The following is an 11,839-nucleotide window of genomic DNA, read 5'->3' as shown; positions in this document are numbered from 1 at the left end:
TGACAAGGGCTGGGGCTCACTCGTAGCGTTTCCCCGCCGCCAATAAGCCCGGCGTTCCGATCACTTCGTTCAGCCCGTCGAAGTCCAGCATCTCCCCGCGCATCGCCGCGGTGGTGCCATCCTTCTTCAGCGTTCCGTAGTACCGCTGCAGCGTATGCGCCACCGCCCGCGCCGTGCCGCCGGGGAAGATCACGATCCGGAAGCCGATCCGCCCCAGTTCGGCGGCGCTCAGGATCGGCGTCTTCCCGCCTTCCACCATGTTCGCCAGCAGGGGCACACGGGACGCGAACCGGGCGCAGGCCGCCTGCATCTGTTCCGGCGAGCGCAAGGCCTCGATGAACAGCGCGTCCACCCCGCATTCCAGGTAGCGCTCGGCCCGCTCCAGCGCCGCGTCCAGCCCTTCGATCGCCAGCGCATCGGTGCGCGCCAGCACCAGCGTGCTGGCGCTGCGGCGCGCATCCAGCGCCGCCTTCAGCTTGCCGACCATCTCGCCGGTGGCGACCACCGTCTTGCCATCGAGGTGCCCGCAGCGCTTGGGAAAGCCCTGGTCCTCCAGCTGGATCATGGCGGCGCCCGCGCGTTCGAAGTCGCGCACCGTCCGCTGCACGTTCAGGGCATTGCCGAAGCCCGTGTCGGCGTCGACGATCACCGGAAGCGACACGCGGTCCGTGATGTTGGCCAGCGTGTTCGCCACTTCGCTGGCCGTGGTGAGCCCGACGTCCGACCGTCCCAGCCGCGTGTAGGCGATGGACGCACCGGACAGGTAAAGCGCCTCGAAGCCGGCCTGCTGCGCGGCGAGCGCGCTGAGCGCGTCGTAGACGCCGGGGGCCAGCAGCGGCTGGGGCCGTTGCAGCAGTTCCTTCATGAAGCCTCCGTGAGGGTGTGGGCGGCGATCCAGCCGCCGGCGACGGCGCTCAGCAGGCCGTTGCCGGAAAGATAGCCCCAGACCGCATTGCCGCTGACGCCGCGGGCGGCGCCGCCGGCGGCGAGCAGGTTGGGGAAGACGGTGCCGTCGGCTCGCCGCACCCGGCAGAGTTCGTCGATGGCGAGTCCGCCCTGGGTGTGGAACAGCGCGCCGGTTACGCGCACCGCATGGAAAGGCGGGCCGAAGCGGGCAATCTCGGGGGCGAGCGCGTCTTGCGCGCAGCCGATGATGCGTGCCAGCGCAGTCCGGTCCTGCGCGGTCCGCAGCGCACCGGCACTTTCCGCCGCGACGAAATCCGGGAACTCGCGTGCCAGCGCCAGCTGCCGGTCGCCGAACACGTTCCAGGCGATGCCGCCCGGCTGCGCCAGCACCTGCACCGCCGCTTCGGAGTAGCCCGCCGTCTCGTCGTGAAAACGCTCGCCGCGCGCATTGAGCTGCACGCCGCCTTCCATCATCACCGCCCACGTCATCAGCGCGCCTTGCGGCACGACCCACGAGCCGTGGCCCTGGTAGCCGCCGAGGTCGGCGGTCGCCGCGCCCAGTGCCTGGCCCCAGACGATGGCGCTGCCGTCGTTGCCGGCATGGCCGGCGAAGGTCGCATCGCGCATTTCCGGCAACAGCTCGCGCACCAGCGTCGCATTGCCGCCGAAGCCGTTGCAGGCGAGCAGCAGGGCGTCGCAGGCGACGCGTTCAATGGCGCCGTCCGGGCGCTCGAACGCGAGGCCCAGGACGCGGTCGCCGGCGTCCACGTGCAGTTCCACCGCGCGCGCGGAGGTGAGGAGATCGGCGCCGGCCCGCTGCGCGGCGTCCAGCAAGGCGGCCACCAGTGCGGCCCCGGTGCGCTGCGGCAGCGTGTGCATGCGGTGCACCGTGTGGCCGGGATAGAGGAAGTTGTCGAGGACCTGGAAGCGCAGGCCGTGCGTGGCGAGCCGGTCGATCGCCGCCGCGGCGGCATTGGCGTAAGCCTGCACGAGGTGCGGCGCGGCCGTGCCACGCGCCTTGTGCTGGATGTCCGCTGCAAAGGCTTCCGGGCTGTCCGCGATGCCTTGCGCAGCCTGCGCATGCGTGCCGGCAGCGGGGATGAAGCCGGAGGAGAGCGCCGTCGACCCGGTGGGCGCCGTGTCGCGTTCCAGCAGCAGGCAGTCGACGCCCGCATCGCGCAAGGCGATCGCCGCCACGAGGCCGCAGGCGCCGGCGCCGACGATGGCGACGGGCACCCGGACCGGCGCCTCGAAGTGCCCGGTGCGCACGATGCGCGGCGACGATGCCATCAGGCCATCAAGCGGTCGGCCGGAACAGGTACTGCCCGCGCGGCTGGCCGAGCACGCCGCGGTCCTGCGCATAGACCTGGGTGCCGCGCAGGTAGGTCGCTTCCACCCGCGCCGACAGCTCCAGCCCCTCGAAAGGCGTGTAGCCCTGCGTGGAGGGCGATTCGCTGGCGTGGATGGTCCAGGTCTTCGCCGGATCGACCAGCGCCAGGTCGGCGTCGTAGCCTTCGGCGATGTCGCCCTTGCGGTTCAGGCCGAAGCGCTGCGCCGGCGCCCAGCTGGTCACCTTCGCCATGTGGTTGTAACCCATGCCGCGCCGCGTGCCTTCGCTCACCAGCGCCGGCAGCAGGTACTCGGTGCCGCCGAAGCCGCTCTTGGCCATCCAGATGTTGCCGAAGTAGCTCTTGGCGATCTTGGTTTCGTGGCGGCAGCAGGCGTGGTCGGAGACCACCCAGTCCAGTTCCCCGGCCAGCAGCGCCTCCCAGAGATATTCGACGTCGGCGCGGGGCCGGATCGGCGGGTTCACCTTGGCCAGTTCGGCGGCGGGCGAATCGATGTCCAGCATCAGGTGGCCGATGGTCACTTCGCGCCGGAAGTCGATGTGGGGGAAGGTTTCGGCCATCATCAGCGCGGCCTGCACCGCCTTGCGCGAGCTCAGGTGCAGCAGGTTGATGGTGGGCAGCGCCGTCTCGTTGGCGAGGTAGGAAGCGATGAAGACCGCGAGGCCCTCGGAATGCTGCGGCCGCGACGCGCTGTAGGCCGCCAGGCCCGACAGCGACTTGTCCTTCTCCACGATCTTCGTGTAGGCCGTCATGATCTCCGCCGTCTCGCAGTGCAACGACAGCGAGAGCTGGTCGGCCTTCTCGGGGAAGCGCTCGCGGGCGGCCTGGATGCCGCGCATGATGAATTCGAAGTGGGCGAAATCGTAGCGCTGGTCGTCGCCGATCATGAGGAAGCTGCGCTGCGCGTCGCTGGCGCCGTGCAGGCCATGCGAGCCGTAGAACATGAAGATCTTGAAGCTGGCCACGCCGTACTTCTCCACCAGCATCGGGATCTCCTCGATGTGGGTGCTGTCCATGGGTGCCAGGTGGAAGCCGTAGTCGACGTGGAAGCGGCCCTTGCTGGTCTCCAGCACCTCGGGATAGAAGTCCGCATACGGTCCGCCCTTGTTCAGGTAGTACTGGCCGGTGCGGAAGTAGTTGAGGCTGGAGGTCACGCCGCCCATGGCCGCGGCCTTGGACTCGGTCACCGCGTCCTCGGCCAGCGGCGAATAGATGCCGCTGTGCATGTGGGCGTCGACCACGCCGGGGAAGGCCAGCAGCCCGCGGCCGTCGTGCACTTCCTTGGCCAGCGTCGCATCGATGGCGGGCGCCACGCGCGCGAACTTGCCGTCCTGGATGGCGATGTCGCCTTCGTGCACCACGTTGCCGTGGGGGCGCACCACGCGCACGTTCTTGATCAGGAGGTCGTAGGGCGGAGCGGTCACGGTGAAGTCCTCGTTGCGAATCGGCTTTTCAACTGGGGCAGCAGCCCGCCGGCTTGCACCATGGCGAGCAGGAAAGGTGGAATGGGATCGGCCTGCAGCACTTCGCCATTGGCGCGGGTGACGCGTCCCGTGGCGGCGTCCAGCGTGATGGACTCGCCTTCGGCGATGCGTTCGCAGCCCGGACAGGTGAGCAGCAGCAGGCCGAGGTTGAAGGCATTGCGGAAGAACAGGCCGGCGAAGGAGGGCGCGATCACGGCGGCCACGCCAAGGTGGCGCAAGGCGGCGGCGGCCTGCTCGCGCGAGGAGCCGATGCCGAAGTCCGCGCCGGCCACCACCACGTCGCCCGGCTGCACGCCCGCAGCGAAATCGGGCCGCAGCGACTCCAGGCAGTGCTGCGCGATGACGTCGATGCCGTGCTGCATCCAGCTGCCCGGCGCCAGCGCGTCGGTGTCCACCTGCGCCGGCAGTTTCCAGACGCGATGCGGCCCGCTCATGCGAGCACCTCGCGCGGATCGGCAATGCGTCCCGCCAGCGCCGATGCGGCGACCGTATAGGGCGAGGCCAAGTAGACCTGCGTGCTGGCCGGGCCCATGCGGCCCTTGAAGTTGCGCGCGGTGCTGGAGATGACGGTTTCACCGGCTCCGAAGCTGTCGCCATAGCCGGCGCAGACGCCGCAGGCGCTGGGGAGCAGCTGTGCGCCGGCGTCCGTCAGGGCCTGCAGGGTTCCTTCGGCCAGCGCGGTGTCGCGGTCGGCGTGGCTGGCCGGCGCCACCAGCAGGCGCACCCCGGCGGCGACATGGCGCCCGCGCAGCACCTGCGCCGCGAAGCGCAGGTCTTCCAGTTTGGCGCCGGTGCAGGCGCCGATGTAGGCCGCCTGGATGGCCGTGCCCGCGTGGTCCTGCACCGGGCCGGCGTTGGCGGGGCTGAAGGGCGCCGCGACCTGCGGGGCCAGCGCGCCGGCATCGAAGGCATGCTCCTCGTCCCAGCTGTCCGGGTCCGAATGCCAGGGCGCGATGTCCACGCCGGGGGCGCCGTGCTCGGCGAGCCAGGCACGCGTCACTTCGTCCGGCGCCACCAGGCCCACCTGCGCGCCGAGCTCCGCGCTCATGTTGGCCAGCGTCATGCGTTCGTGCATGGGCAGCGCGCGCACGGCCTCGCCCGCGAACTCCACCGCCTGCCAGGCGCCGCCGTTCATGCCGAAGCGGGCGATCATGGCCAGCATCATGTCCTTGGCCGCCACGCCGGCGGCCAGCCGGCCGTCCCAGCGCATGCGGATCGTCCGCGGCACCTGCACCCAGATCTCGCCGGTGGTCACCACGCCCAGCATTTCGGTGCTGCCCACGCCGAACATGTAGGCGCCGAAGGCGCCGCCGGTGGGCGAATGCGAATCGCCGCCTACGCAGAACAGGCCGGGCCGGATGTGGCCGTGCTGCGGCACCACCACGTGGCAGATGCCGACCGAGTCGTACACGTGCGGCAGCTGCTGGTCGCGCGCCCAGTCGCGCGCGATGCGCACGATGCGGCGGGCGTCGTCGCTGCGTTCCGGCACGTAGTGGTCCATCACCAGCACGATGCGTGACTTGTCCCAGAGCCCGGCGCCCAGCTGCTCCAGCATCGGCTGCAGGCGGCGGGGCCCGGACGAATCGTGGAACATGGCAAGGTCGACCTTGCACGTCACGATCTCGCCCACGCGCACGCTGTCCCGCCCCGCGGCGCGGGCCACCAGCTTCTGCGCGAGGGACTGCGTCATTCCGGCTTCGCTCCCGAGTACTTCACCACCTTCGCCCAGCGCACGATCTCCTCGTGCACGAAGCGCGCGAACTCGTCGGGCGTGTTGCCGACCGGCGTGGCGCCCTCGAATTCGATGCGCTTGCGCACCTCGGGCGAGCCGACCGCCTGCCGCGCGGCGTCGCTCAGGCGCTTGGTCAGCTCCGGCGGCAGCTTGGCCGGCCCGAACAGGCCGAACCAGGCCGTGGACTGGTAGCCGGGCAGCACTTCGCCGATCGCCGGCACGTCCGGAAAGGCGGGCAGGCGCTGCGGGCTGGTCACGCCCAGCGCCTTGAGCTTGCCGGCCTTCACATGCGCCTGCGCGTTGCCGACGTTGGCGAACATCAGCTCCACCTGGCCGGCCAGCACGTCCTGGATCGCCGGCGCGGTGCCCTTGTACGGGATGTTGACGATGTAGCTGCCCGACATCATCTTGAAGGCTTCGCCTGCCATGTGCACCGAGGAGCCGACGCCGCCGATGGCGAAGTTCAGCTTGCCGGGCCGCGCCTTCGCCAGGGCGATCAGCTCGCGCAGGTTGTTGGCGGGCACCGCGGGATTGGCCACCAGCAGCGCGGGCGAGGTCGACACCATGGTGAGCGGCGTGAAGTCCTTCTCCGGGTCGAAGGGCAGGCTCGGGTAGAGGCTCGCGTTGATCGCATGGCTCGTGAAGCTCATGAGGAGCGTCGTGCCGTCCGGCGCCGACTTGGCCACGGCGTCCGCGGCGATGTTGCCGCCGGCGCCCGGCTTGTTCTCGACCAGCACGGTGCGGCCCAGGGCGCGGCCCATTTCGACGGCGACGGCGCGCGCCATGGTGTCGGTCGTGCCGCCCGGTGGCGCGCCGACGAGGATGCGCACCGGCGGCTGCGTGCCTTGCGCGCGGGCGAGGGGCGCGGCGGCTGCGGCCAGCAGCAGGGCGCGGCGGGAAAGGCGGTTCACATCTTGTCTCCTTTTCATGCGCCCAGGTAGGCCTGGCGCAGGCGGTCGGTGGCGAGCAGCTCCTCGCTGCCGCCGGAAAACTGCACGGCCCCGTTCTCGAGCACGTAGGCGCGCTGGGCGATCTCGAGCGACTGCGCGACGTTCTGTTCCACCAGCAGGATGGCGAGGCCGTCGGCGTGCAGGCGCCCGATCAGCCCGAACAGTTCCTCCACCAGCAGCGGCGACAGGCCGAGCGAGGGCTCGTCCAGGATCAGCAGGCGCGGCTCGCCCATCAGGCCGCGGCCTATGGCCAGCATCTGCTGCTCGCCGCCGCTCATGGTGCCGGCGGCCTGGCGCGTGCGCTCCTTGAGCCGCGGGAAGATCGCGAATACGCGTTCCAGGTTGCGCGCGCGGTTGGCGCGGGCGCGGGCGAAGGCGCCGAGCTCCAGGTTCTCGAGCACCGAGAGGTTGGGGAAGATGCGCCGGCCCTCGGGCACGTGGATCAGGCCGAGTTCCACCACCGCGCGGTAGTGCGCATGGGTGATGTCGCGGCCGTCGAAGCGGATGCTGCCGGCCCGGGCCGCCACCAATCCGCTCACGGTCTGGTTGAAGGTGGTCTTGCCGGCGCCGTTGCTCCCGAGCAGCGCCACGATCTCGCCGGGCCGCACCTCCAGCGTAACGCCGCGCAGCACCTCCACGGCGCCGTAGCCGCTGCGCAGGCCCTGCACGGAAAGCAGCGCTTCGCTCATGCCGCCTCCTGCGGCATGAAGCGCGCCAGCCGTCGTGCCGTGCCGGGGCCCAGGTAGGCTTCGATCACGCGCTCGTCGCGGGTGACTTCGCCGGGCGTTCCGCTTGCGATCAGCTGGCCCTGCGCCAGCACCCAGACGTGGGCCGCCAGGTTCATCACCGCCTGCATCACGTGCTCGATCATCAGCACCGTGACGCCGCCGTCGGCGATGGCGCGCACCACCGGCACCATCTCGGCCACTTCCTGCGGGTTGAGCCCCGCCAGCACTTCGTCCAGCAGCAGCAGTTTCGGTTGCGTGGCCAGCGCCCGGGCGAGCTCCAGCCGCTTGCGGCCGGCCACCGTCAACTCGCCGGCCGGCTGGTCGAGTGCCGCGCGCAGGCCGACCCGCTGCGCCACGGCCTCGGCGCGCGCCAGCGCCTCGCGCCGATCGGCGCAATGCAGGTGGGCGCCGACGGCGATGTTCTCGCGCACCGTCTGCGCGGCGAAAGGCTGCACGATCTGGAAGGTGCGGGTCATGCCGCGGCGCGCGTTCAGGTGCGGCGGGGTGCCGGTGATGTCGTGGCCGTCGAACACCACGCGGCCCGCGTCGGGCCGGAGGAAGCCGGACATCAGCGCGAACAGGGTGGTCTTGCCGGCGCCGTTCGGCCCGATCAGCGCGGAGAGCGTGCCGGCCGGCAGCGCCAGCGAAACGTCGCGCACCGCGGCGAGGCCGCCGAAGGACTTCGACACGCCCGCGAGCTGCAGCAGGGCGTCAGCCACGGGCGTCCTCCGGAGCTGCCGCGGCGCCCGGGGCGGGCCCCGTGGCGCGCCGCCACAGGTGCCGCACCGACTGGCCCACGCCCAGCAGGCCGCGCGGCGCGAACATGACGATCACCACCAGCACCACGCCGTAGATCACCATGTTGATGCCGGGCAGGGCGCCGAACAGGTTGCGCGTGAGGTCGCCCAGGATGTGCAGGGCAACCGCCCCGAGCACCGGCCCCCACAGCGTGCCCAGCCCGCCGACGATGGCGGCGACCAGCGCTTCCACCGAGGTGTGCGCGCCGTAGGCGATGCCGGGGTCGAGGTACTGGAACACCTGCACGTAGAAAGCGCCGCCCGCGCCCATGAGCCCGCCCGACAGCACGATGGCGCCCAGTTTCACGCGGAAGGGATCGACGCCGATCGCCCGGGCCGCATCCTCGTTGTCGCGCACCGCCTGCAGCCGCGCGCCGAAGCGCGAATGCCGCAGCCACACCGTGAGCAGTTGCGCCAGCGCGAGCAGCGCCAACGCCAGCCAGGCGAAGCCGCGCTTGTCGGCGAACTGCATGTTGGCGGCGCCGGCCTGCAGCGGCACCATCAGGCCGACGCCGGCGCCGGTGAAAGGCACGGACAGCGCCAGGATCCGGAAGACCTCGGCAAACGCCAGCGTGACCAGCGCGAAGTAGGAGCCGCGCAGGCCGTAGCGGAACGACAGCGCGCCCACGCCCAGGCCCACCGCCGCCGCCGCCGCGACGGCCAGCAGCAGCGCCAGCCAGGGATTGAGGTGGCCCTGCACCTGCGCGATCGCCTGCACGTAGGCGCCGGTGCCGAAGAAGAGGGCATGGCCGAAGGAGAACTGCCCGCCATAGCCGCCCAGCAGGTTCCAGGCCTGCGCCATCAGCGCGCCGTAGAGCGCCATCATCACCAGGTTCAGCAGGGCGCCCGACTGCGCGAACAGCGTGAGCAGCGCCGCTGCCACCACGAAGACCGCCAGCTGCAGCAGGTCGCGCCTCATGCCTTCGCTCCGAACAGCCCCTGCGGCCGGAACAGCAGCACGGCGATGAACAGCAGGAAGATGCCGACCTGGCCCAGCGACTCGCCGAGCCAGAGGCCGCCCAGCGACTCCACCACGCCCACCAGCAGCCCGCCCACCAGCGCACCGGCGAAGCTGCCCATGCCGCCCAGCACGACGATGGTGAAGGCCACCAGCACGAAGCCGTTGCCCACCGTGGGATTGACGTAATAGGCGGGCAGCAGGAAGCAGGCCGCCGCGCCCAGGCAGGCGAAGCCGATGCCGAAGCTCATGGCGTAGACGTGGTCCACGTCGATGCCGACCAGCCGCGCCCCGTGCTTCTCGCGCGCCACCGCGCGGATGGCGCGGCCGAGGTCGGTGCGCTTCACGATCCACAGCAGCACCGCCGACACCACCAGCGCGCCGAAGAAGGCGACGATCTTGGGCAGCGCGATCATCGCCGGCCCGATCGGCACCGTGGTCAACGTGTAGGCCGTGTCGATGGTGCGCGTGTCGGAGCGGAAGGCCAGCAGCGCCAGGTTCTCCAGCACGATGGAGATCCCCAGTGTGACCAGCAGGATGTTCTCGTCCTTACCGTGGCTCGCGCGGTTGACCACCAGCCGCTGCAGGCCGTAGCCGGCGGCGAACATCAGCGCCACCATCGGCAAGAGCGCGAGGTAAGGGTCCAGGCCCAGCGCCTGCTTGAGGAAGTACACGCCGTACAGCGCCATCATCAGCGCCGCGCCGTGGGCGAAGTTGATGATGTGCAGCACGCCGTAGATCAGCGTGAGCCCCAGCGCCACCAGCGCGTACACCGCGCCGGTGGTCAGGCCGTTCAACACCGCGGGAAACAGGATGCCGAAGTCGAACATGGGCGTCCCGCGGTGCGCGCGTTCAGGCCTTCAGCGGGAAGACCGGGTCGGCCTGGCGGTAGTCGCGCGGCACGATCACCTTGATGTCCTTGTCCAGCACCTGCGTCATGAGCGGCTGCGCGCCGGTGTTCTGGCCATTGACGAACTTGGTCGGGCCGTAGGGCAGGAAGTGGTCGCTGAAGGTGCTGGTCTCCAGCGCGTTGATGATCGCCGCGCGGTCGGCGGACTTCGCCCGCTCCAGCGTGTCGGCCAGCAGGCGCATCGCCGTATAGGTGAGGAACACCTCGTAGCTGTAGAAGATGTTCTTGGCCTCGGTGCGCTTCTTCAGCTCCGCGCTGCGCTTGTCCTTGGGGTTGAACCAGTGGTTGCAGTCGATGATGCCTTCGGCCGCGTCCGGGAACTCCTTGACGAACTTGTAGCTGGAAGCCGCGCCGCCCAGCACCGAGTAGATCGCCTTGGGCCGCACCTTCTGCTGCTGCATGGTGCGCACCAGCAGCGCGTATTCGTTGTAGTAGTTGGCGGGGATGACGATGTCGGGGTTGAGCGCCTTCATCCGCAGCACGATGTTGTTGAAGTCGCGCGTGGGGTTGGCGTGCTTGACGACCTCCTTCACCTCGTAGCCGTAGCCGGGCAGCTCGCGCGCCAGCAGGTTGGCGGTGCCGGTGCCGAACAGCGACTCCTCGTGGATGATCATCACGCTCCTGGCCGGCTTGCCGGCGGCGGTATTCAGCACGTGCAGGTTGGCCAGCGCGACCTGCGCGCACTTGGTGTAGCCTGGGGCGAAGCGGAAGGTGTTCTTCAGCCCGCGCTCGACGATCTGGTCGGCCACGCCGACGTCGACGATGTGCGGCAGGTTGTACTTGGCCGCGGCCTGCGTCGTCGCCAGGCAGATTGCCGAGGCGTAGGCGCCCACGATGCAGCTCACGCCGGCATCGTTCATCTTCTCGACTTCCGCCGTGCCCGCCGCGGGCGTCGATTGCGCGTCGCCCAGCAGCGGCTCGATCTTGGCCCCGCCCATGGACTTGATGCCGCCGGCCTTGTTGATGTCCTCGATGGCCATCAGCGCGCCTTCGCGGCATTGCTGGCCCGAGTAGGCCAGGGCGCCCGTCACCGGATGCAGCACGCCGACGCGCACGGACTTGGGCTGCGCGCCGCCCACCAGCGGGAAGGCAAGGGCGGCGCCGGCCGCGCCGGCCTGCACCACGAAGCGGCGGCGGCTGTTCTGGATCTGGCTCATCGTTCGTTCTCCTGGAAGTTTCTTCAATGGAACTGCGCGGACAACTCGCGGCTGACCCACACCTTGGCGTCGATGTCGCCGATGCGGGACAGCTGCATCTGGTATTCGTAGCGATCCGGGCGGTACAGGCCGTGCAGCCACTGCACCGGCTTGCCCTGTTCGTCGTGGATCAGGCGGCGCACCGCCATCAGCGCCGAGCCGACGGCGATGCCCAGGTGGGACGCGACCTGCGCGTCGGCCAGTCGTGCGGAAATGGTCTGGTGGGCGCCGCCCACCCGCACGCCGGCCTCTTCCAGCAGCAGCAGGATCGCCTTCTTCTGCAGTTCGCGCTTGCCGAAGCTGCGTGCGAGTTCCGCCGGCACCCAGGTGGTGATGTGCGACAGCGGCCCGGCGCGCGTGGAGCGCACCCGCACCGCCTTCTGCACCGGGTCGCCGGGCAGCAGGCGCAGCGCCTGCGCGACTTCGACGGTGGCGGCAACCTGCGTCACCTCCAGCACCTTGACCGAGGTGTGCAGGCTGGTCGCCACGATGTTTTCCAGCAGCCCGGTGAGCCGCGTGCGCTTGATGCCGGGGTCGGACGCGCGGGTGGCGATGGGCACGATGCTGCCGGCCACGGGATGGGTGCCGCGGCCGCGCTCGCGCGCGATCAGGCCTTCGCCGGCCAGCTCCTGCAGCGCCCGGCGCACGGTGACGCGCGCCACGCCGAACTGCCGCATCAAGGCCAGTTCGCCGGGCAGGCCCTGGGCGAAGCGGCCCTCGTGCAACTGCTCGCGCAGCACCAGGTAGATCTGGTGGTACTTGGGCAGGGGGAGGGTGTCCGCCATGGCTGCGCATGGTCGATCGGTTGCAATGTCCTGTCAATGGGACA

The 11,839-nt window shown here is 70.4% G+C and carries 12 protein-coding genes; all 12 read right to left on the bottom strand.

Annotated features, from left to right (window positions below; translation table 11 throughout):
• Positions 1-16 precede the first annotated feature (16 nt).
• Genes LZ009_RS13300 through LZ009_RS13245 form a run of 12 tightly spaced genes read right to left on the bottom strand, consistent with a single transcriptional unit; the run spans position 17 to position 11,795 of the window.
• Complete coding sequence (locus LZ009_RS13300; RefSeq protein ID WP_275698413.1) at positions 17-865, bottom strand: isocitrate lyase/PEP mutase family protein; 849 nt, start codon at positions 863-865, stop codon at positions 17-19.
• Positions 862-2,196 (bottom strand): FAD-dependent oxidoreductase, encoded by a 1,335-nt coding sequence (locus LZ009_RS13295; RefSeq protein ID WP_275698412.1) that lies wholly within the window; start codon positions 2,194-2,196, stop codon positions 862-864. The genes LZ009_RS13300 and LZ009_RS13295 overlap by 4 nt, the downstream gene beginning before the upstream one ends.
• A 7-nt stretch (positions 2,197-2,203) precedes the next feature.
• Positions 2,204-3,679, bottom strand: a complete 1,476-nt coding sequence (locus tag LZ009_RS13290; RefSeq protein WP_275698411.1) for a dihydroorotase — start codon at positions 3,677-3,679, stop codon at positions 2,204-2,206.
• A complete protein-coding gene (locus LZ009_RS13285; protein ID WP_275698410.1) occupies positions 3,676-4,173 on the bottom strand; it encodes a LeuD/DmdB family oxidoreductase small subunit in 498 nt (165 codons plus the stop codon). Before LZ009_RS13285 ends, LZ009_RS13290 begins: the two co-directional genes overlap by 4 nt.
• Complete coding sequence (locus LZ009_RS13280; RefSeq protein WP_275698409.1) at positions 4,170-5,429, bottom strand: 3-isopropylmalate dehydratase large subunit; 1,260 nt, start codon at positions 5,427-5,429, stop codon at positions 4,170-4,172. The genes LZ009_RS13285 and LZ009_RS13280 overlap by 4 nt, the downstream gene beginning before the upstream one ends.
• Complete coding sequence (locus tag LZ009_RS13275) at positions 5,426-6,400, bottom strand: tripartite tricarboxylate transporter substrate binding protein (protein ID WP_275698408.1); 975 nt, start codon at positions 6,398-6,400, stop codon at positions 5,426-5,428. Before LZ009_RS13275 ends, LZ009_RS13280 begins: the two co-directional genes overlap by 4 nt.
• Positions 6,397-7,110, bottom strand: coding sequence for an ABC transporter ATP-binding protein (locus LZ009_RS13270; RefSeq protein ID WP_275698407.1), 714 nt, complete (start codon positions 7,108-7,110; stop codon positions 6,397-6,399). The genes LZ009_RS13275 and LZ009_RS13270 overlap by 4 nt, the downstream gene beginning before the upstream one ends.
• Positions 7,107-7,868 (bottom strand): ABC transporter ATP-binding protein, encoded by a 762-nt coding sequence (locus LZ009_RS13265; RefSeq protein ID WP_275698406.1) that lies wholly within the window; start codon positions 7,866-7,868, stop codon positions 7,107-7,109. The genes LZ009_RS13270 and LZ009_RS13265 overlap by 4 nt, the downstream gene beginning before the upstream one ends.
• On the bottom strand, positions 7,861-8,865 hold the full coding sequence (locus LZ009_RS13260) for a branched-chain amino acid ABC transporter permease (RefSeq protein WP_275698405.1): 1,005 nt from the start codon (positions 8,863-8,865) through the stop codon (positions 7,861-7,863). Before LZ009_RS13260 ends, LZ009_RS13265 begins: the two co-directional genes overlap by 8 nt.
• Positions 8,862-9,734 carry a branched-chain amino acid ABC transporter permease gene (locus tag LZ009_RS13255; protein WP_275698404.1) on the bottom strand — a complete coding sequence of 291 codons (873 nt, stop codon included), beginning with the start codon at positions 9,732-9,734 and terminating at the stop codon, positions 8,862-8,864. The genes LZ009_RS13260 and LZ009_RS13255 overlap by 4 nt, the downstream gene beginning before the upstream one ends.
• Before the next feature lie 22 nt (positions 9,735-9,756).
• A complete protein-coding gene (locus tag LZ009_RS13250) occupies positions 9,757-10,971 on the bottom strand; it encodes an ABC transporter substrate-binding protein (protein WP_275698403.1) in 1,215 nt (404 codons plus the stop codon).
• A gap of 23 nt (positions 10,972-10,994) precedes the next feature.
• Complete coding sequence (locus LZ009_RS13245) at positions 10,995-11,795, bottom strand: GntR family transcriptional regulator (RefSeq protein WP_275698402.1); 801 nt, start codon at positions 11,793-11,795, stop codon at positions 10,995-10,997.
• Positions 11,796-11,839: the final 44 nt, after the last annotated feature.

Origin of the sequence: Ramlibacter paludis (genome assembly GCF_022012305.1) — a bacterium.
Classification (GTDB): domain Bacteria; phylum Pseudomonadota; class Gammaproteobacteria; order Burkholderiales; family Burkholderiaceae_C; genus Ramlibacter; species Ramlibacter paludis.
This window is presented reverse-complemented; position numbering and strand designations above follow the sequence as displayed.

Bases quoted from the DNA above. Each gene is read 5' to 3' on its own strand.
- LZ009_RS13300 (WP_275698413.1), bottom strand. From the start codon at position 865: ATGAAGGAACTGCTGCAACGGCCCCAGCCGCTGCTGGCCCCCGGCGTC.
- LZ009_RS13295 (WP_275698412.1), bottom strand. From the start codon at position 2,196: ATGGCATCGTCGCCGCGCATCGTGCGCACCGGGCACTTCGAGGCGCCG.
- LZ009_RS13285 (WP_275698410.1), bottom strand. From the start codon at position 4,173: ATGAGCGGGCCGCATCGCGTCTGGAAACTGCCGGCGCAGGTGGACACC.
- LZ009_RS13280 (WP_275698409.1), bottom strand. From the start codon at position 5,429: ATGACGCAGTCCCTCGCGCAGAAGCTGGTGGCCCGCGCCGCGGGGCGG.
- LZ009_RS13275 (WP_275698408.1), bottom strand. From the start codon at position 6,400: ATGAAAAGGAGACAAGATGTGAACCGCCTTTCCCGCCGCGCCCTGCTG.
- LZ009_RS13270 (WP_275698407.1), bottom strand. From the start codon at position 7,110: ATGAGCGAAGCGCTGCTTTCCGTGCAGGGCCTGCGCAGCGGCTACGGC.
- LZ009_RS13260 (WP_275698405.1), bottom strand. From the start codon at position 8,865: ATGAGGCGCGACCTGCTGCAGCTGGCGGTCTTCGTGGTGGCAGCGGCG.
- LZ009_RS13255 (WP_275698404.1), bottom strand. From the start codon at position 9,734: ATGTTCGACTTCGGCATCCTGTTTCCCGCGGTGTTGAACGGCCTGACC.
- LZ009_RS13250 (WP_275698403.1), bottom strand. From the start codon at position 10,971: ATGAGCCAGATCCAGAACAGCCGCCGCCGCTTCGTGGTGCAGGCCGGC.
- LZ009_RS13245 (WP_275698402.1), bottom strand. From the start codon at position 11,795: ATGGCGGACACCCTCCCCCTGCCCAAGTACCACCAGATCTACCTGGTG.